General features: G+C 70.6%; 18 protein-coding genes, 1 pseudogene and 1 riboswitch. Of the genes and pseudogenes, 12 read left to right on the forward strand and 7 right to left on the reverse strand.

Annotation, left to right across the window (positions count from 1 at the left end; all coding sequences use genetic code 11):
* Positions 1-399: 399 nt before the first annotated feature.
* A pseudogene (locus ACO1BR_RS07395) lies at positions 400-873 on the reverse strand (ABC transporter ATP-binding protein); the annotation flags it as partial.
* Positions 874-953: 80 nt separating this feature from the next.
* On the reverse strand, positions 954-2,657 hold the full coding sequence (locus ACO1BR_RS07400) for an ABC transporter permease (RefSeq protein ID WP_426794203.1): 1,704 nt from the start codon (positions 2,655-2,657) through the stop codon (positions 954-956).
* Positions 2,658-3,127: 470 nt separating this feature from the next.
* Here ACO1BR_RS07400 and ACO1BR_RS07405 point away from each other — a divergent pair, with 470 nt between their 5' ends.
* Positions 3,128-3,838, forward strand: a complete 711-nt coding sequence (locus ACO1BR_RS07405) for an HNH endonuclease family protein (protein ID WP_426794204.1) — start codon at positions 3,128-3,130, stop codon at positions 3,836-3,838.
* Positions 3,835-4,128: a hypothetical protein gene (locus ACO1BR_RS07410; RefSeq protein ID WP_426794205.1), complete on the forward strand. Its 294-nt coding sequence runs from the start codon at positions 3,835-3,837 to the stop codon at positions 4,126-4,128. The genes ACO1BR_RS07405 and ACO1BR_RS07410 overlap by 4 nt, the downstream gene beginning before the upstream one ends.
* 42 nt (positions 4,129-4,170) lie before the next feature.
* On the opposite strand, the gene ACO1BR_RS07415 is transcribed toward ACO1BR_RS07410, so the two are convergent.
* Positions 4,171-4,596, reverse strand: coding sequence for a DUF4345 domain-containing protein (locus tag ACO1BR_RS07415; protein WP_426794206.1), 426 nt, complete (start codon positions 4,594-4,596; stop codon positions 4,171-4,173).
* A gap of 99 nt (positions 4,597-4,695) precedes the next feature.
* Between ACO1BR_RS07415 and ACO1BR_RS07420 the strand changes: the two genes are divergently transcribed.
* Complete coding sequence (locus ACO1BR_RS07420; protein ID WP_426794207.1) at positions 4,696-5,403, forward strand: TetR/AcrR family transcriptional regulator; 708 nt, start codon at positions 4,696-4,698, stop codon at positions 5,401-5,403.
* Here ACO1BR_RS07420 and ACO1BR_RS07425 read toward each other — a convergent pair.
* Positions 5,379-5,813, reverse strand: coding sequence for a protein-tyrosine phosphatase family protein (locus ACO1BR_RS07425; protein WP_426794208.1), 435 nt, complete (start codon positions 5,811-5,813; stop codon positions 5,379-5,381). The genes ACO1BR_RS07420 and ACO1BR_RS07425 overlap by 25 nt on opposite strands.
* A gap of 358 nt (positions 5,814-6,171) precedes the next feature.
* Here ACO1BR_RS07425 and ACO1BR_RS07430 point away from each other — a divergent pair, with 358 nt between their 5' ends.
* From ACO1BR_RS07430 to ACO1BR_RS07440, 3 genes are all read left to right on the forward strand, one after another.
* Positions 6,172-6,465, forward strand: a complete 294-nt coding sequence (locus ACO1BR_RS07430) for a hypothetical protein (RefSeq protein WP_426794209.1) — start codon at positions 6,172-6,174, stop codon at positions 6,463-6,465.
* Positions 6,466-6,662: 197 nt separating this feature from the next.
* Complete coding sequence (locus ACO1BR_RS07435) at positions 6,663-7,868, forward strand: helix-turn-helix domain-containing protein (protein ID WP_426794210.1); 1,206 nt, start codon at positions 6,663-6,665, stop codon at positions 7,866-7,868.
* 38 nt (positions 7,869-7,906) lie between these two features.
* The gene (locus ACO1BR_RS07440) at positions 7,907-8,419 is read left to right on the forward strand and encodes a hypothetical protein (protein ID WP_426794211.1); all 513 of its coding nucleotides are present in this window, start codon (positions 7,907-7,909) and stop codon (positions 8,417-8,419) included.
* On the opposite strand, the gene ACO1BR_RS07445 is transcribed toward ACO1BR_RS07440, so the two are convergent.
* A complete protein-coding gene (locus ACO1BR_RS07445) occupies positions 8,328-9,221 on the reverse strand; it encodes an amidohydrolase family protein (protein ID WP_426794212.1) in 894 nt (297 codons plus the stop codon). The genes ACO1BR_RS07440 and ACO1BR_RS07445 overlap by 92 nt on opposite strands.
* 59 nt (positions 9,222-9,280) lie before the next feature.
* Here ACO1BR_RS07445 and ACO1BR_RS07450 point away from each other — a divergent pair, with 59 nt between their 5' ends.
* From ACO1BR_RS07450 to ACO1BR_RS07465, 4 genes are all read left to right on the forward strand, one after another.
* Positions 9,281-10,054, forward strand: coding sequence for a GntR family transcriptional regulator (locus tag ACO1BR_RS07450; RefSeq protein WP_426794213.1), 774 nt, complete (start codon positions 9,281-9,283; stop codon positions 10,052-10,054).
* A 63-nt stretch (positions 10,055-10,117) separates the two neighbouring features.
* On the forward strand, positions 10,118-11,404 hold the full coding sequence (locus tag ACO1BR_RS07455) for an MFS transporter (protein ID WP_426794214.1): 1,287 nt from the start codon (positions 10,118-10,120) through the stop codon (positions 11,402-11,404).
* Positions 11,405-11,716: 312 nt separating this feature from the next.
* Positions 11,717-12,196, forward strand: a complete 480-nt coding sequence (locus tag ACO1BR_RS07460; RefSeq protein WP_426794215.1) for a DUF3574 domain-containing protein — start codon at positions 11,717-11,719, stop codon at positions 12,194-12,196.
* A 356-nt stretch (positions 12,197-12,552) separates the two neighbouring features.
* A riboswitch (ZMP/ZTP riboswitch) is annotated at positions 12,553-12,641 on the forward strand.
* 20 nt (positions 12,642-12,661) lie between these two features.
* Positions 12,662-13,186, forward strand: a complete 525-nt coding sequence (locus ACO1BR_RS07465) for a maleylpyruvate isomerase N-terminal domain-containing protein (RefSeq protein WP_426794216.1) — start codon at positions 12,662-12,664, stop codon at positions 13,184-13,186.
* 432 nt (positions 13,187-13,618) lie between these two features.
* Here ACO1BR_RS07465 and ACO1BR_RS07470 read toward each other — a convergent pair whose 3' ends face one another.
* Together ACO1BR_RS07470 and ACO1BR_RS07475 are read right to left on the reverse strand one after the other, a co-directional pair.
* Positions 13,619-14,641: a cytotoxin leucocidin gene (locus tag ACO1BR_RS07470; protein ID WP_426794217.1), complete on the reverse strand. Its 1,023-nt coding sequence runs from the start codon at positions 14,639-14,641 to the stop codon at positions 13,619-13,621.
* A gap of 590 nt (positions 14,642-15,231) precedes the next feature.
* On the reverse strand, positions 15,232-15,843 hold the full coding sequence (locus ACO1BR_RS07475; protein WP_426794218.1) for a TetR/AcrR family transcriptional regulator: 612 nt from the start codon (positions 15,841-15,843) through the stop codon (positions 15,232-15,234).
* A 95-nt stretch (positions 15,844-15,938) separates the two neighbouring features.
* Between ACO1BR_RS07475 and ACO1BR_RS07480 the strand changes: the two genes are divergently transcribed.
* Positions 15,939-17,168, forward strand: a complete 1,230-nt coding sequence (locus ACO1BR_RS07480; protein WP_426794219.1) for an alpha/beta hydrolase family protein — start codon at positions 15,939-15,941, stop codon at positions 17,166-17,168.
* Between the two features lie 12 nt (positions 17,169-17,180).
* Complete coding sequence (locus ACO1BR_RS07485) at positions 17,181-18,401, forward strand: MFS transporter (protein ID WP_426794220.1); 1,221 nt, start codon at positions 17,181-17,183, stop codon at positions 18,399-18,401.
* Positions 18,402-18,867: the final 466 nt, after the last annotated feature.

Here is an 18,867-nt window from a genome sequence, read left to right on the forward strand (position 1 = left end):
CGGCCGGTGTGCCGCCCCGACCGCCGGCGCGCCGGCGGGCTCCGCCCCGACCGCCGCGGCGGCGGCCTCCTCGCGGCCGGTGAGGATGTCGTAGACGGTGTCGACCAGCGCCGCGAAGCGGGGGTGCTGGCGGTCGCGGGGCCGCGGCAGGCCGACGGTGAGTTCGGCCTGGATACGGCCCGGGTTGGCGGAGAGCACCAGGATCCGGTCGGCCAGCAGCACCGCCTCCTCGATGTTGTGGGTGACGATGAGGATGGACTTGACCGGTGCCTCGTGTCCCTCCCACAGGCCGACCAGCTCCGTACGCAGGTTCTCGGCGGTCAGCACGTCCAGCGCGGAGAACGGCTCGTCCATCAGCAGCGCGTCGGGCTCGACGACGATGCCGCGGGCGAAGCCGACCCGCTGCCGCATCCCGCCGGACAGCTCCTTCGGGTAGGCGCTCTCGAACCCGTCCAGGCCGATCAGGTCGATCGCCTTCAGAGCCCGGCGCCGCCGCTCCTCCTCGCCGATACCGCGGGCCTCCAGGCCGAGTTCGACGTTCTGCTGCACCGTCAGCCAGGGGAGCAGCGCGAACGACTGGAAGACCATCGCCACACCCGGGTTGGCGCCGGTCAGCGGTGTGCCCCGGTAGGCGACGCTGCCCGTCGAGGGCGCGATCAGCCCGGCGGCACAGCGCAGCAGCGTGGACTTGCCGGACCCCGACTTGCCCAGCAGCGCGACGATCTCGCCCTCGGCCAGGTCGAAGCTGATCCCGTCCAGCACCGGCAGGGCCCGGCCGTCGGGAGTGGTGAACGTCTTGGTCACCGCCTCGGCCCGGATGATGACGTCCCCGGTCGGACGCGGGGCGGCGGAGCGGAGTTCGCTACTGGTCACGGAGGGGATCCTGCCTCGGGGAGGGACGGGGAAGCGGGGAGGGACGGGAAGGCGTCGGGCATCGGTCGTCGGCCGGATCGTCAGAGGGCGTAACGGGTCTCGGCGATCCGGTACATCCGGCGCCAGAACAGCCGGTTCGCCGCGACCACGTACAGGCTCATCACGCTGATGCCCACCAGGATCTTCGGGAAGTCCCCGGTGGCGGTGGCCTGGGTGATGTACGCGCCGAGGCCGGTCGCGGTCAGGTGGTGGTTCCCGTAGGAGACGACCTCCGCGACGATCGAGGCGTTCCAGGCCCCGCCGGCCGCGGTGATCCCACCGGTGACATACGACGGGAAGATCGCCGGGAGGATGAACCGGCGCCAGCGCAGCCGTCCGCCCACCCGGAACATCGTCATCGACTCGCGCAGGTCGGAGGGGATCGCGGACGCGCCCGCGATGACGTTGAAGAGGATGTACCACTGTGCGCCCAGCGCCATCAGCAAGACGGCCCCGGCGTTCAGGGAGATCCCCAGCACCACGAACGCGACCGTGGCGAACGGGAAGAGGAGGTTCGCGGGGAAGCTGGCGAGCACCTGCACGACCGGCTGCGCGAACCGGGTCACCTTCGGGTTCATCCCGATCCACACTCCGATCGGCACCCACACCAGCGTCGCGACGGCGGTCAGCACGACCACCCGCCCGAAGGTGGCCGCCCCCAGCGCCAGGGCGTGGCCGAACTCGCCGAGCCCCACCGTGGAGTGGACGTATCCGAACGCCTTCCACGCCCCGTAGACCACCAGGACGCTGACCGCCCCGGCGAAGAACACGTCCCCCGTCCGCTCCCGCACCGGGGAGACCCCGATGGGGTGCTCGGCCAGCCCGAACGGCCTGGTGACCCGGTCGAGCGCGGGCCACAGCCGCTTCAGCGGCCGGCCGAGCAGACCCGGTACGGACGAGCGGCGCAGCATGTCCAGCACCACACTGCGCGGGCGCTCCGCGGCCTGTGCCTCCTCCACCCGGAAGCGTTCCGACCACGCCGTGACCGGCCGCCAGAACAGCGCGTTCACCCCGATCACCAGGACCACCATCACCGCGACCGCGATCCCCACCTTGCCCAGGTCGCCCTGCGCGATCGCCGCCGCCGCGTACGACCCCACTCCGGGCAGCGCGTACTGGTGGTTGAGCACCGAGATCGACTCGGAGGCGGCCAGGAAGAACCAGGCGCCCCCGAAGCTCATCATCCCGTTCCACACCAGCGGGATGACCCCGCTGGGCACGTCCAGCCGCCAGAACCGCTGCCACTTGGTCAGCCGCAGCACCCGCGCCGCCTCGTCCAGCTCCCGCGGCTGCGAGATGAGCGAGTAGTAGAAGGCGAACGTCATGTTCCACGCCATCGCGGTGAAGATGGCGAAGATCGAGGCGCACTCCAGCCCCAGCTCGGAGCCGGGAAAGAGATGGATGAACGCGGTGACCGTCACCGACAGGAACCCCAGCACCGGCACCGACTGCAGGATGTCCAGCACCGGCAGCAGCACCTTCTCGGCCCGGCGCAACCGCGCTGCCGCCGTGGCGTACACGAAGGTGAACAGCACCGAGACCACCAGCGCGGCGAACATCCGCACCAGTGACCGCACCGCGTAATACGGCAGCTGCGAGGGATCCGTCGACACGCTGCTCGGCGCCGTGCTCGGCAGAAAGGGCGCGTTCAGCGAAGGCGCCAGTCGCAGCAGCCCGTACAGCAGGGCCACCAGAGCCCCCGCCACCACGACATCCACCCAGCGCAGCGCCGGCCGCCGCCACACCCCCCGAGAGGGAAACCCGCCCAATCCCGCCACCAGCCGCCTCCGCGCCCGCAGGGTCCGCCTGTCCCGGCCAGGAAATCATGCTCGGGAAACTCCTTGAAGACCCTGGGCGGCCGACACGTGAATGATCGCCGGGCGGCCGCAGCCGCGATGCCCCCGCCCGCGGCCGGCTTCGGACGTCCGCCGGGCTTGGCCGAAGCGGGTGCCTGCGCGGTGCGCCCCCCGGGCAGCCTGCTGCGGACACCGCCCGCCCGGGTGCCGGACCGCGGCTGCCAGGCCGGGCCGGGACGACGGAGACGGCCCGTCTGCCCGCCCTGCCCGAAGGAAGGGAACACCGCCCTCTGCCGCATTACGCGGCAGCTGACATCCGCTCTCGCGCGCCGCTCAACGATGTATGCACGCCAAGGGGAAAGCCGCTCCTTGGAGTGAATTGAGGGATGGCGAATCGCTCTCCTGGTGAAGCTCTCGACGTGTTCGCAAATTCCTGGTGGCGCCGAGCCACCGTCACAACCGCCCTGCTGGCCCTCGCAATTGCCCCGGCCACGTCGTCCGCCGCGTCAGCCGCCCCCACGACCGCACGCCATCCCGACACCGCACCCGGCGCAAGCGCGTTCCCCGCGGAGACGCTGGTACCGCCGGAACCGCCTCCCGCCGGCGTCGTCCGCAGGGAACTGGCCGGACTGCCCGTGGCGGCGCCGCATTCCATGAACGGCTACAGCCGGTCGAAGTTCCCGCACTGGATCAAGCAGTACGGAGAATGCGACACCCGGGAAGTCGTTCTCGCCCGCGACGGCGAGGACGTGAAACAGGACGACAAGTGCCGGGCGATTTCCGGAAAGTGGTACAGCGAGTACGACGGCGAGACCTTCACCGAGGCCCGCAGCCTCGATATCGACCACATCGTGCCCCTGGCGAACGCATGGCGCTCCGGTGCCGACGAATGGACGACGCCCAAGCGCAGGGAGTTCGCCAACGACCTGATTCATTCCCAACTCATCGCGGTATCTGCCAGGTCCAACCGGCAGAAGGGCGACCAGTCCCCGGACCAGTGGGCCCCGTCGCGTCATGCGTACTGGTGCACCTACGCCCGCGCCTGGACCGTCGTCAAGCACGTCTACCACCTGAACGTCACCGAGCCGGAAAAGGCCAAGCTGGACGAGATGCTGGACACCTGCACGTGAACTCCCCTGCCCGTGACGCGATCAGTGACGAGGTCACGGCCGGCCCCGGTGGGGCAATGACGGTCCAGGTCGGCGTGATCACCGGCGACCTGACCGTCACCACCACCGACCAGGGCGACGGCACGGCCCGCGTCGGCATCCGGTACACCGGTGCCGACGAGGGCTACGACCTCGAAGGCAGCCCCGTCCCCATCCCGCCGCGCGGTCTGCGCTTTCTCCACCGGGCCGTCCTGCATGCCGTACGCGAAGGGGGCGCCGCCGAGACACCGGGGGCCCGGACGCCGCCCTGACGCATCGCCGTCCGCCGGACCTCCGCTGCCCACGGGCCGCGATCAGCCGCGCCCTTCCCCCTCGGCCGTCCCCTTCTCCTCCGCCGGCGCCCTCTCGTCCGCCGTCGAGAGCCAGAAGTACAGCGGGGGAAGGGCGAGTTCGAGGGCCGACAGGGGGATCTGGAACCAGTGCGGCCAGCCGTGGACGAGTACGGACAGGACCCGTCCGATTCCGCCGAGGAGAAAGACGCCGGCCAGCGCGCGCACCGCCGTGGAGGGGATCGGTGACCGGCGGGCCGTCCAGATCCAGGCGAGGCCGTAGCCGAGGAAGATCGCGTTGTAGAAGCGTTCCCGGCTGTCGACGGTCGGGCCGGTCGCGCCCTCGCCGGGGACCGAGCTGATGCCGAGAACGAGGTGGTAGGCGCCGATCGCGACGCAGGCGAACCCCATGAGTAACGCAAGCCACTTGAGAGCTCTGGTCCTGCCCATGACCTGACCGTCCCCCTTCCGTGTTAGTAGACGTGTGTCTAGTAAGCCGTAACGGGACGGTACGGACGTTGGTAGACGGGTGTCAACTACCCTGCGGGGGTGACCGTGCGCCGCCGACTGCCCCCCGCCGAGCGCCGCGATCAGCTGCTGGACGTGGGAGCGCGGCTGTTCGCGGCGAAGCCGTACGACGACGTTCTGATGGAGGAAGTCGCCGAGCGGGCCGGCGTCTCACGGGCCTTGCTGTACCGCTACTTCCCCGGCAAGCGCGACCTGTTCGCCGGGGTCTACCGGCAGGCGGCGGACCGACTGCTGGCCAGGTCGGAATTCGATCCGGCCGTCCCGGTCCTCGCGCAGCTGCCCGCCGCGCTCGACGCCCATATCGACTACTTCGCGGCCAACCGGCACACCGTGCTGGCGGCCAACCGGGCGCTGGCCGGCGACCAGGTGATCCAGGCCCTCATCACCGACGAGTTGGCGGTGCTGCGCGGACGGCTCCTCGACGCCGCGGGCCTCGCCGGCAGCGTCCGGGAGACGGTGTCGGCGGCGCTGATGAGCTGGCTGGTGTTCGTCCGGACGCTGTGCGTCGAGTGGCTGTCGCATCAGGCGTTCACCCGCGAGGAGTTGCGGGACATGTGCGTGGGGGCGCTGCGGGGAGCGCTGGCGGCGGTGGTGGAGATCGATCCGCCGCCACCACCTGCTGCGTCGTGTCCGGCCGCCACCCACGGCCGACCGCCTGCGATCCCGGCAGCGGGCGGAGGCCGGGACGGGTCGATCCCTCCCGGTCAGCCGGCGAAGCGCCGGACGTAGCGCTTCTGCCAGGGCGTTTCGACTGCGTGCCGGTCGTAGTTCCGGCGTACGAAGGCCACCGCCTCGTCGGCCGGTACGCCGTCCAGTACGGCGAGGCAGGCCAGGGCGGTGCCGGTGCGGCCCCGGCCGCCGCCGCAGGCGATCTCGACGCGTTCGGCGGCGGCGCGGTCCCATGCCTCGCGGAGGACGCTCTCGGCCCTCGCGCGATCGGCGGGCAGCCGGAAGTCGGGCCAGCGCAGCCACCGGAACTCCCAGGGAACCTCAGGGGGTTGCGTGCCGAGCAGGTAGACGGCGTAGGTCGGTGCGTTGCCGGGCGGCAGCGGGCGGCGCAGCCCGCGTCCTCTGATCAGGCGCCCGGTGGGCAGTCGCAGCACACCGGGGTCCGTGGGCTGCCAGGTGTCCGTCGTCATCCGCCCACTCTAGAGTCGGGCTCCGGCGAACGGTCTCCGTTTCCTCCCATGGCCCACGCTTTCCAGGGCGCGGTGGGTGGATCGTCGGTCGGGACCAACGCCAGCCTTGCATATGCATGCTGACGGCTTGTCAGTAGTGGCATTCCATGCGTGCTATCCGAACACATGTTGTGAAGATGGAGTGGATTCGCAACTGGGAACGTCCGGCAACCGGAAGTGTGCCATTAACCGACGGTAGCGTTGGTGGATCGGTTCTGTGACGATGTACCGTCCCGGGACACGAGATGGCCCTGGCAAGGGCGGCAACCGGAGCCAGGGCCACTCATTCGTAATCCATCTCGAAATCGAGGAGGGCGCTATGCCTCCTGATCCGACGCCCCAGGGGAATCCGAAGGAATCCCAGCTGAAGCGCTACGAAGCTAACATCCCTCGCGGGGCCCTGGTTGAAACCAGTCGCCTGCGTGACTGCCGGGTCAACGTCCGGGCGGACATCCAACTCGGCGTCCGATGGGGCGCGTTCCTGGCCCTTCCCTTCCTGGGGAACGTCCTGGTGCGCGGTGCCGACGCCCGGTGGCTGCCGGCCGTGACGCTGGCCGCCTTCGCCGTCGTCTGCCGCTGCCGCCTGCGCTACCAGCGCCGACGCGCCGTCTGAGGCGGCGTTCCGAGGCAGTGGTCCGAGTGCGTGGCCGGTCGCGGCGGCGGAGGTCCTGCCGGCGCCGCGACCGGCCACCGGACGCGGCTCGGTGCCGTCCGGTCACGGCGGACGGTCCGGATGCCGACCAGGTAGACCGCAAATCGCCCATTTCCTAGGTGAGTTGTCGGTGGCATTTCGCCCAGAAGGATGACGTCATGACCCCTAAGGACCCCGGACTCGTTTCCTGTGCCAAACCCGGCTGCCCCAACAAGGTGGCGAGCGGGACGGGTCCCGGGAGGCGCCGGAAGTACTGCAGCGAGGCATGCGGCCGGGCGGTCCGCAAGATCCGCAGCTCGCGGCGCATCCCGGACACCAAAGCCCATGACGAGGACGCGCGTCAGGTCGTCGACGACCTGGCCTGCCGAGTCGCCGTGCTGCGCGAGCAGATATACGCCGGTGACGCCCTCGCCGGACTCCGCCAGGCCGTCAGGCTCTCCGGCGATGTCGACGATGTGACCGCCGCGATGGTGCAGCAGGCCCGCGACCGCGGCTACAAGGGCCCCGCCATCGCGGAGGCGTTGAGCCTGACCGTGGACAAGGTCGGCCGGACGTATTCGGCGGAGTGCGTCATCCGGACGATGGCCAAACGCCGCGACCGCCGCACCGCCGTGCCGCCGGTGTTCGCCGCCCGTACGGATCCGCCCCCGGCTTTCGCCCGTACCGACCCGCCGGCGCTGTCCGGGCGGGGCTTATCAACATCCTTAAAAGAACGGGGAGTTGGTGGGGATGGGCACTCCGGTGGCGTGCGTCGTCTCGGGCAGCGGCAGACGCACGCGGGAGGGGGAGCGGGCGCCGGCGGAGCGGCCGGGCCGGACAACGGGCCGCCGGGCCCGGACTCCGCCAGAGCGCTCGCGGCGGCGCTCTCCCACCTCCAGCGCACCAGCGACAAGACCCTCCGGGCCCTGGGCGGCGAGGCGCGGGTGAGCGCTTCGTACGTCTCCCGCGTCCTGTCGGGCGAGCGGAGCCCCAGTTGGAAGGTGACCCGCCGCATGGTGCGTGCCTGCGACGGCGATCCGGAGGCGGTTCGCCCCCTCTGGGACGCCGCGCACGGCCGCCGTCCCGCACAGGCCGGCAGCCTCCACGCGGCGCTCCGCGGGCTGTACCTGTCGGCGGCCTGCCCCGACCCCGTGCAGATCCGCATCTCCAGCGGCAACATCGTCACGGAGCATGAGATCACCGGCCTGCTGCACGGGTCCCTGGTCCCCGACTGGGAGACCGTCGGCAGGATCGTCGGTGTGCTGCACGGCCGCCCGGACGACATCCGCCCGCTGTGGGACCACGCCCGCCTCGCTCAACTCGTCCCCACCGCCTATGGGTTGGTGCCCGAACGTCACACCCCGCGTGCCGAGGCTTTCGGATGACACCGGCACCCGCCCGCACACCAGTCAAGGGGATTCGCATGGCCGCAGCACCCGTCCGCCCGCTCCTGCCGGTCGCCGCCGCGTCCTCGCCCGGCCCACTCGTCGCTCGGGCCGCCCCGGGCCCCGTGATCGCCCTCCCGCCCGCCTTCGAAGCCTTCTACGCCCTGCACTTCGAGCGCTATCTCGGCTACACCCTGGCTCATGTGGGCGAACCGGCCGCCACCCGCGTCCTGGGTGAGGCGGTGGGGGAGGTGGTCATCCGCTGGGCCGACCTCGTCCGGCGGTCCAACCCCGCCGCGGACGCCTGGACGCTGTTCCGCACGCGGATACGCACCCGGGGGAGTACCCGGCTCCGCAACGGCCGGCTGACGGAACTGAATGGCCGTCACGCGGCCCTGGGGTACGACGTGTTCGTGCTGCACGAGGTTCTCGGGTACCCGGTGGAAGAGGTCGCGGAGGTCATGGGGGAGGAGGTGAGCCGGGTGCGCTGTGTGCTGGCCGCGGGGCGGCGGGTGGCGGCGTCCGCCGGCCGGGCGCTGCCGGCCAGTTGAAGAGCCGGGCCGGGTTGTCGGCGGCGATCGCCCGGAAGGTCTCCGGGGTGACGCGGGCACGGAGCCACCCCAGGCACTCGGCGTAGCGGCGTCCGGACTCGTGGCGGGTCCAGGGCCAGTCACTGCCCCAGACCAGGCGCGCGGTGCCGGCCTCCTCGACCAGCCGGCCGAGCATGGTGGCGGCGGCGCCGCGCGGTGAGCGGTACGGGGCGCTGACCTTGACCCAGACGTGGTCGCGGCGGGCCAGGGCCAGGACGGTACGCTCGGCGCCGGTGGGCGGGGTACCGCCGTCGGGCAGGCCGAGGTGGTCGAGGACGACGGCCGATGGCCAGTCATGGAGGGCGGGTGCGAGTTCCGCCCACTGGGCGGCGCGTGCCTGGACCTCCAAGTGCTGCTGTCCTGAGGCGAGTTCGGAGGCGACGCGGCGCCAGTGTGGGTCCCGCAGGTCGGGCACCCGCCGCCCGATCACGTTCAGGCGGACCCCGACGACGCCGGACTCACTCAACTCGCCCGCGTGCAACGGCCGTTGTCCATCCAGAGTGATCACGGCACGGAACCGGTCGGGGCGCCGTGCCACGCAGCGCAGCAGGAAGCCGTTGTGCGGGCCGAGGAAGCTGGGCTGGACGAGGACGCCGCCGGCGACGCCGTGCGCGTCCAGAAGACGTCCGTACGCCTCCGGCGTGGCGTCGTAGTCGGGGAGGTAGCGGGGCCGGGTGGCGGTCGGTAGCGCGCGGGTGAAGACGTGGGCGTGGCAGTCGATGACGGCCAGCGTGCCGAGCGCATCGGCGGGCGTGGGGTCCACGGGGGCGAGGTTACCCGGACCTATAGACCTCTAGAGGACCCGCTGCCATAGTGTGCGGCATGGCACACGAGGCAACTCCATCCGCACCAGGCCGTGTTGAGCTGGATTCGCTGGACGCGCGGCTCCCGCTGCACGCACGGCTGCGGGACGCGCTGGCGGCGCGTATCGCGTCGAGCGAGTGGACGCCCGACCGTCCGCTCCCCGCCGAGGCGGCGCTCGCCGGGCACTACGGCGTGGCGCTGGGCACCATCCGGCGGGTGCTGGGCGACCTGGTCGAGCTGGGCCTGCTGGAACGTCGGCACGGCGCCGGGACGTTCGTCCGCCGGGCCACCTTCGACGCCTCGCTCTTCCGGTTCTTCCGCTACGGGGATGCGCACGCGGCCGCACCGGCCGGCCGCATCCTGGAGGTCCGGCGGGCGGCACTGCCTCCCGAAGCGGCCGGACCGCTGGGCGAGCCCGCCGGATCCACCGCTTTGCATCTGCACCGACTCCGGCTGCGCGACGACCGGCCCCTGCTCGTCGAGGACATCTGGCTGCCGCTGCCCCGCTTCTCCGGTCTGAACGGGCTGCTGGAACCTCATCTTGTCGGCGGGCCGGGCGAGTTGCTGTACCCCGCGTACGAGCAGCACTGCGGCATCGTGATCGCCTCCGCCGAGGAGGTCCTCACCGTCGGCGCGGCCGGCGCGGCCGACGCCCTGCTGCTGCGCTGTGCGCGGTACGAGCCGCTGGTGGTCGTCGAGCGGACCGCACGCACCCATGGCGGAACACCGGTCGAGTGGCGCCGCTCGCGCGGCCGGGCCGCCGACTTCCGCTACCGCATCGAGATCCGGTGACCCGAAGCGGCGACCGGACGGCGCTGTCCAGCACCTGAGCAATCCAACCGAGGGGGCCTGATCATGCTGCTCACGTGGTACCGCACCGCCCCGACCGGGGCCCGGCGCGCCTTCTGGGCGGCGTTCGGCGGCTGGGCACTGGAGGCCGCCGACGCCCAGGTGTTCGGGCTGGTCCTGCCGACCCTGCTGGCGATCTGGCACCTGAGCGACGGCCAGGGCGGCCTGCTGGCCTCGGCGACCCTGGTCTGCACCGCGGTGGGCGGCTGGTGCGCGGGACTGGCCTCCGACCGGTGGGGGCGGGTGGCCGTACTCCGGGCCACCGTCGCCTGGTACGCGATCGCCACCTGTCTGGCCGGCTTCGCGGGCGGCTTCGACTCCCTCCTCGTCCTGCGATGCCTCCAGGGGTTCGGCTTCGGCGGGGAGTGGGCCGCCGGGGCGGCCCTGATCAGCGAGTACGTGGGCGCACGCCACCGCGGCCGGGTGCTCGGGGCGGTACAGAGCGGTTGGGCCGTGGGCTGGGCGATCGCGCTGGCCGGCTATGCGCTCGCCTTCGCCACGCTGCCCGCCGCATGGTCGTGGCGGGTGATGTTCTGGGCCGGGTTGGCGCCCGCACTGCTGGTGGTCGCCCTGCGGCGCGCGCTCGGTGACCCACCCGTCTACCTCCGGGCGAGGGCGCGGGTCCCTCCCTTACGGATCTTCCGGCCCGACCTGCTCCGCGCCACCGTCTTCGGGGCGCTGCTCGGCCTGGGCAGCCACGGCGGCTACTACGCGCTCACCACGTTCCTGCCCACCTACCTCCGTACCACCCGGGGCCTGACCGTCCTGGGCACCACCGCCTATCTGACGGTCTTCATCACCGCGTCCTTCTTCGGCTACCTCGCCTCCGGCCGGCTCGCCGACCGCATCGGCCGCCGCACCAACGTCGTCGTCTTCGCCGCGCTCTGCCTGCTCTCCCTCCCCCTCTACCTCCTCGTCCCCCTCGACGACCTCGGCGCCCTGCTCGCCTCCGCACCCCTGGGCTTCTTCTCCGCGGGCATCCCCGGCGGCCTGGGCTCGCTCTTCGCCGAACTGTTCCCCACCGCCGTACGAGGCAGCGGCCAGGGCTTCTGCTACAACCTGGGCCGCCTCGTCGCCGCCGCCTTCCCGGCGCTGGTCGGTGCGCTCGCGCCACGGCTCGGGCTGGCCTCGGGCATCGCGCTCTTCGCCGGCGTCGCCTACGCGCTGGCCGTGGTCGCCGCCCTCTGCCTGCCCGAGACCCGCGGGTGCGACGACCCGGCGGGCGCGGCGGAGGGGGCCGCCGGCCACCCGCACGCCGGCCCGGAACCGTCCGGCACCCCCGCGCCGCGCTGATCCCGCCGGCCTGCCGTCCAGCCATCCCGTCGCCCCCGGTCCCGTACTGCCGGACCTCGAAGGGCCCCAACGGGAAGCTCCACAAGGTGGTGGTTTTCCCGGGCGGGGCCCTGTCCTGTCGGTTGCCGGCTGCTGCGGGGTCCGGTGCTACTCGCCGGGAAGACAACGGAGTTGCCCTGACCCGCCCCGTCGCAGACTCATGCCCTGCCCGGCACACAGCTGGGTGACATGGCCATCGAACGCGGCGCGTCCAGGACGGCCGTGCGCTACGGTCTCGAAGCCTTGTCACCAGGACCGGAAGGACCCGTGCCCGTGTCACGCAAGCCAGCCTCCCGCACCCGTATGGCGATCACCGCCCTCGTCGCCATGCTGCTCAGTACGAGTGGCTCCGTCGCCTACGCAGCCTTGGACGACCAGAGCGCGAGCCCGTCCACGGCATCGGCATCCGTCGCATCCGCGGGCAAGCCGTATGTCGAGACCAAACTCCTCTTCGGCACCGCCAAGCCGAACGGTGGCCCGCCTGTCAGCGACAAGGAGTTCCGCGCCTTCGTGGACACGTTCATCACCCCGCGCTTCCCCGCCGGCCTCACCGTCGAGACGGGCTACGGCCAATTCCGCGACTCGCACGGGAAGATCGAGCGCGAGCGCTCGTACACGGTCACCCTCCTCTACCCGTCGGGTGACGCCGGCCAGAACAGCAGCAAGATCGAGCAGGTCCGCCGCGAGTACGACAAGCGGTTCCAGCAGGAGTCAGTGGCCCGGGTCGACGAGAAGGCGCGCGTCGCGTTCTGATCCGGGTGGGGATCACGGGCGCGTCGGAGGCTGCACCGCACACAACCCTGAGTCCGGGATCCGGGATCCGGGCCCGCTGCTCAGGGGCGTGGTGCCCTGCTGTCCGTCACAGTCGACCACGGGGCCCTCGGCCATGACGCGGTCTTCACGCACGCAGTCCTCGATGTGACCAACACGTTCCCCTTCACTGCCGGTTAGCGGCGGTTCCGGGTTGAGATGTTCTGCCTTCGGGCTCCGAGATCGCATGGCCGAGTACACCGCAACACAGCGGAAGCGGAAGCCTTCGACCGTCTGAGCGGCTGATCGCGCATGTCGTTTGCCACCTGTTCGCGGGAGTCTTCACCCCCTTTAGGGTGGCTGAGGGCCGTGACTGGTGCTGAAGGTGGAGTACCACCGGGGAGCGGCTCGGCCGTCATGGGCAGTGCCGCGCGCCTGGGCGATTCACCGCGAGGCCCAGGAGTGCGCGTGACCGGTTCCGTTGAGATGAGTACCGCCGACATCCACGACCTGATCGATGACGTCGTCCGGTCAAGTAGCCGGCTCACCAGGGCCGTAGCCGGCCGGACCGACGCCGAACTGCGAGCCCCCTCGCAACGTGAGGGCCGGACGCGTGGCCATGTGCTTGCCCACGTGGCCCACTCCGCCGACGCCTACGTATGGCTGCTGTGCCTGGCCCGGACGGGCGCCGAGCCAGGGCCGCGCGGGGATGCGGCCGCCCTGGCTCGGGCGATGGCGGAGACCGCCGCGCTACCCGCTGTCGAACTCGTCGCAGAGGTACGTGGCTGCCTGGAGCGATTCGTGGCAGAGGCGAGGGAAATGCCTGCGGCGGCGTGGGACGGCATGGTCACGGCTCTGGCAGGCTGGCGACACCCCGCCTGGTACACCCTCCGGCGGTGTCTGCGGGAACTGGAAACCCATCACCTGGACCTGGACGTCGGCTTACTGCACGTCGGACTGGCCGACCACGTATGTCTCCTGGGCACTCGATGACACACTCGCCGCACTCAAGGCCCTGGGCTTCGCCGTTTCCTCGGTCGAAGGAACCGATCTCGGCCGGTCCTGGGAGTTCCGCACGGACGGCCCCGCGATCAGCGGCCCGGGACACGCACTGCTGGGCTGGCTCAGCGGCCGGACGTCCGCCGCCGACCTGGTATCCGACCAATCGCCAACAGCCCTTCCGCGTCCGCTGGTTTGGCCACAGCCGCCGTCTCCGGGGTGGGGACGGGCCGGCGCAAGCAGCAGTACGTGAACCAGATGGCGCAACGCAGAGCTCCGCCGCATCAGCCTCGGTAGGGCTGCCGCCGACCACCAGCCGGTGGTTGACCACATCGACCGGTACGGCGAACACGCGGCACAGCGCCTGTTGACGCCGGCGTTCGTCGCGCAGGCGGGGGCTCCCCCCCCGCACAACGCACTCGGCGATCAGCGGCCTGCGCGGATGACCTTCTTGCCGTCCTGGGTGAGCGGGACCGGGATCGGCTGCGGGACGCCGCGCTGCTGGCCGCCGTTGAGATCCTTCTGGACGACGTTCACGTTGACGGACGCGCCCTGGCCCCCGCTGAACTTCCCGCTCGCGAAGGCATCCACGCCGTCTGCGGTGATCTCGTAACCGGTCGTGTCCAGGATCGAGTGGGTGCGGCAGTCACGGAACACCTCCTCGATGGGGACGAACCAGAGCCAGTGGTAGTCACCGTCGTGATTGAGGTCGACCTTGTCGTTGAACCAGATCGCCACGGATCCGGCCATGTTGACGGTGGCCGTCCAGTCGATGTCGTACTTCTGCGTGCCGATCACGAGGGACGCCTCGATGACCGATTTGGGCGGGATCTTGAGGGGGAGGTCGACACTCCAGTTCTGGACCTCCTTGTGGGCGAACTCCTGGGTCGAGGAGAGGCTGGTCTCGATCGAGGTGGTCTCGCTGACCTTGGCCACGGCCGGGATCTCGGCCGAGACCTCCATGGAGACGCCGATCTTCAGCGACTCGGTCACGGAGATCCGCAGGTCCTGCTCGGTCGTCTTGCTCTGCTTGTACGTGACGACTTGCTCGACCGCCGAGCCGTTGCGGTAGTTGGTGGTGACGGAGCTGACCTGACCCGGTATGGGGGAGGGGGCGTTGGGGTCGTAGGTGATGCCGCTGTACTCCGCGCTGACCTGGTACTTGTGGTAGTCGCCGAGCGCGCTCTGCTTGCCGTAGTCCGTGGAGGCGGTGAAACGGCATCCGTTGGAGCGGGGGAACCGCTCCCGGGCCATCCACTTGCCCCACTCGTCCGTGATCTCTTGGAGCGAGTGGGCGGTTGCCTTGCGCTTCGAGGCGTTGCGCGGGGCGTTCAGCCGACTGGGTGCCGCCGCCGCTGTACCTGCGCTTGCGAGCGATACGGGGACGGCCGCGGCGAGGCCGGCTGCGGGGGCGATGGCGAGAACGCGCCGTCTGGAGACATGGCTCATGGAGAGTCCCAATCCAAAAGGGGCGGAACGGGGGAAACGTCTTGGGCAGCAATGCAATCGGCGATCTTCCGTAGCGCATAGGGACTTTGGTCCCGAATCGCCGACCGCGGCACGAAATCCCACGCGGCATGGGGTCGACGGAGGATGGCCAACCATGACGTCGTGGCCCGGGGGGGGGGGNATGCAATCGGCGATCTTCCGTAGCGCATAGGGACTTTGGTCCCGAATCGCCGACCGCGGCACGAAATCCCACGCGGCATGGGGTCGACGGAGGATGGCCAACCATGACGTCGTGGCCCGCCGCGACCGCAGCAATGCGGCGGTCGCGGCGGCCGATGTGGCGAGCGCGAGGTCCAAGCGGCAGGTGGCCAGTGTGCACGCAGGTCGACGGCGTCCGGCCCATGGGTGTACGCCTCTCGCAAGAACCGTGCTTGCCTGCGGCGACGCGGGATCTCTTGCGCCTGCAGCCATCAACGAGTGGTGGTGACTCCTTCGTCTCGCCTGCGCGGGGTTTCTGACTGCGTGCCGCGAGAGCGCGTGCCGTACGTCGCGACGCACGGAGATCCCCCAGAAGGGATCCAGCCGCGTGCTCAGGGCCGTTCGGACGTGTGCGGACGGGCCGGAGCGGTGCCTCCGTGCAGCAGTTGCTCGACGAGTGCCTGGGGGTAGGCGGGCGTGGCCGGCATGGCACCGAAGAGGGCCCGCAGGTAGAGCGGCCCGAGTACGTGGTCGAGTACCTGGTCGATGTCGGGGGGATCCTCTCCGCGGGCAGCGGCCCGGTCGAGGATCCGGCCGATGTCGTCGGCCCGACGTGCGAAGTGGCGGGAGCGTTCCTCCTGAGCCTCGGGCGTCCCGGGCAGGGACATGACCAGGGCGCGGAGGATCAACTGCCCTTCGGGGCGCACGAGGCTGGAGGCTGCCGCAGTGGCCCACTGCGTCAGATCGCCGCACAGGGTCCCGGTGTCGGGCAAGGGGGAGTCCTCTGTCAGCCGGGTGACCGCCACATCGGCCAGCAGCGCCTCACGAGTGCCCCAGCGGCGGTAGATGCTGGTGGGATTCACGCCGGCCCGCTGGGCGATCGCAGGGACGGTCACGTCCTTGCCGCCGGGCTCGGACAGCAGCTCGATCACTGCCCCGTGGACCGCCGACCGGACGCGGGCTGCGCGTCCGCCGGGGCGCGGGGTCGATTCATTCACGCTCACGCCAACAGGTTAAAGCAGATCTGTTTGCTTTTACAGCCCGAGGGTGCTCTACTCGACCTCGGCAAAAGCAAACATCATTGCTTTAAGGAGGGGTCGTGAAGAACCTGCTGTTCCCCGATGACGCCCAGTTCTGGTACGAGACCCTGCGGTCGTTCGGTCACATCACCTACGGCGGCGCCGACTTCGGTGAGGTCATCTCGACGAGCACGCGCATCGTGGAGGGCGACTACGGCAGCTGGCACGACGAGTGGCTGGCCACGGCCGACCGAGTCTCCGGCGAGGCCCAACGGGCCCTGGGCGAAGGTCACTCGGTCAGTGCCCGGGACGGATTCCTGCGGGCGTCGAACTACTACCGCTCGGCGGAGTTCTTCCTGCACGGCAACCCGTGCGACGCCCGCCACCACCACGCCTACGACCGCAGCGTGGAGTGCTTCCACGCCGCGGCGGCACTGTTCACCCCGCGGATCGAGCCGGTCCGCATCCCCTACGACGGCACCACGCTCCCCGGCTACCTCTACCGCGCCGACACCCTCGCAACCCCCCGGCCCACCGTGATCATGCACAACGGATTCGACGGCACGGCGGAAGAGATGCACTTCTTCGGGGCGATGGCCGGTGTGGAGCGCGGCTACAACGTCCTCGCGTTCGACGGACCGGGTCAGCCCGGTCCGCTCCACCACGACGGCCTGGTGTTCCGTCCGGACTGGGAGAACGTCGTGGGCCCTGTCCTCGACTTCGCCCTGACCCTGCCGGAGGTCGACGGCGAACGGGTTGCGCTGCTCGGCAACAGCATGGGCGGACTGCTTGCCCCGAGGGCAGCGGCGTTCGAACACCGGCTGGCCGCGGTGGTCGCCCTCGACGGTGTCTACGACCTCGGCCGGGCGGTCACCGACATCGTGCCCGGCGACCGTGACGAGGTCGAACGGCGGCTGCGCGCGGCCTCGGATCCCGAACTCGACGCCCAGCTGGATCACTTGATCGCCGCCAATCCGGTCCTGCGCTGGGCGTTGAACCACGGCATGTACGTGATGGGGGCCGACACCCCCCGCGCCTTCGGTGCCGCCTATCTCGACTACCACCTCCGTGACGGCATCGCCGAACAGATCACCTGCCCTGCCCTGATCTGCGAGGCCGTCGAGGACCTGTTCTTCGCCGGACAGGCTCGGCAGCTGTACGACAGCCTCACCTGCCCCAAGACCCTGATCGAGTTCACCGCGGAAGTAGGCGCCGACGCGCACTGCCAGGCGGGAGCGCAGCGGCTGGCCCTGGCCCGTATCTATGACTGGCTGGACGACACGCTGCACCACCGGCACGCTGCCGGCTAGGAGAGACGCCTCGTGCGGTCGAACTTGCGTTTCCTCGCCTCCAGGCGTCCCGGACTGCGCGGATGGCCGGCGGTCGTGGGCATCGGGTTCTCCTTCGCCGTCACGATGATGGGAACCACGCTGCCCACGCCGCTCTACCCGCTGTACCGGTCCTCCTACGGTTTCGGCGAGCTGGCCACCTCGGTCGTCTACGCCGTCTACGCGGTCGGTGTCCTGGTCGCGCTCCTGTTGTTCGGCCACTGGTCCGACCAGATAGGACGGATCCGGATGCTTCGAGCCGGCGTACTGCTGTCCTCGCTGTCGACGTCGGTCTTCCTCCTCGGCGAGGGAACCGGCTGGCTGCTGGTGGGCCGGCTCGTCTCCGGGCTCTCCGCGGGAATCTTCACGGGCACGGCCAGCGCGGCCATGGTCGAAGTCGCCCCGCCGGGCGGGGCGGCGCGCGCGACCCTGGCCGCGGCAGCGGTGAACATCGGCGGCCTCGGCGCTGGGCCGCTGGTCGCGGGAGCGCTCGCCGAGTACGCGCCCTGGCCGCTGCGACTGTGCTTCGTCGTCGAGTCGGTTCTGACGGTCATCGGGCTGGTCGCGGTCAGCGCCGTCGCCGAGCCCCTCCGCCTGCCGTCCACGCCGACGCTGCGCCCCCAGAAGGTCAGCGTGCCGGGATCGGTGCGCACGGTCTTCATCGAGGCCGCGATCCCCGGCTTCGCGGGCTTTGCCGTACTCGGTCTCTTCGCCGCCGTGGCCCCCTCGTTCCTGGCGGTCGTCCTGCACACGACCAACCATGCGGCAACGGGCCTGATCGTCGCGCTGCTCTTCCTCGCCTCCGTCACCGGTCAGCTGTCGTCCTCCAGACTGGGCGAGTACCGCTCGCTTCTGCTGGGGTGCGTCGCTTTGATCGCCGGTATGACGTTGGTGGCCACCGGGCTGCTGACCGCCTCCCTGGCGTGCCTGACCGTCGGTGGCGCCGTCGCCGGAGTCGGCCAGGGTCTGGCGTTCCGAGCCGGCTTGGACTCGATCGTCCGACAGACTCAGCCGAAGACCAGAGGATCGGTGACGTCCGCGTTCTTTGTGGTCCTGTATACGGGTATCACCCTCCCCGTGATCGGCGAGGGTGCCCTCGCGAACCTGCTGGGCCTGGTCCAAGCGGGAACCCTCTTCAACGGCTTCGTCATCTTCCTGGGCGTCACCGCGCTGTTGTTCCTTGCCCGCCGCCGACAAGGGCCCCTCGCCAGATGATCTTGCGACAGGCAAACGCTGCCTGCCTGCCTGCCGGGCGTCGCGACGCAGGCGGGACTTTCGCGACAGGCCATTGGCTTGACTCTGCCGGGGATCTCGCGAGGGTGAGGCCAACTGCCGGCCGTTCACCAGGACTTCAGCCGGGGGATACCGTGTTGATCCGGGGCGTTCGATGTTCACGGCGATGGCCGTGAACACGTGTTGCCCGAGTGCCCCGCGTGCCCCGCGTGCGGCGAACGACTGGCCTTGGGCGGGCTGGTGCTCAGTCGAGGTGGGCCAGGAGGAGAGCGTGCCGGCCGGTCCCTGTGGCGATGCCCGGCTCGGCATGCGTGGTGGCGCTGGGCCGACCAGGCAGGGAAGCTTGAACGGAGCGCGCGGCGGACCAGTGGCTCCGGGTCTTCGGGATCCTCAAGCGGGAGCCACCTTGTATGACGGTGTGTGACATGCCGCTTTCGGTGTAATGGGC

Source organism: Streptomyces sp. YGL11-2, from assembly GCF_050054615.1.
Lineage (GTDB): Bacteria > Actinomycetota > Actinomycetes > Streptomycetales > Streptomycetaceae > Streptomyces.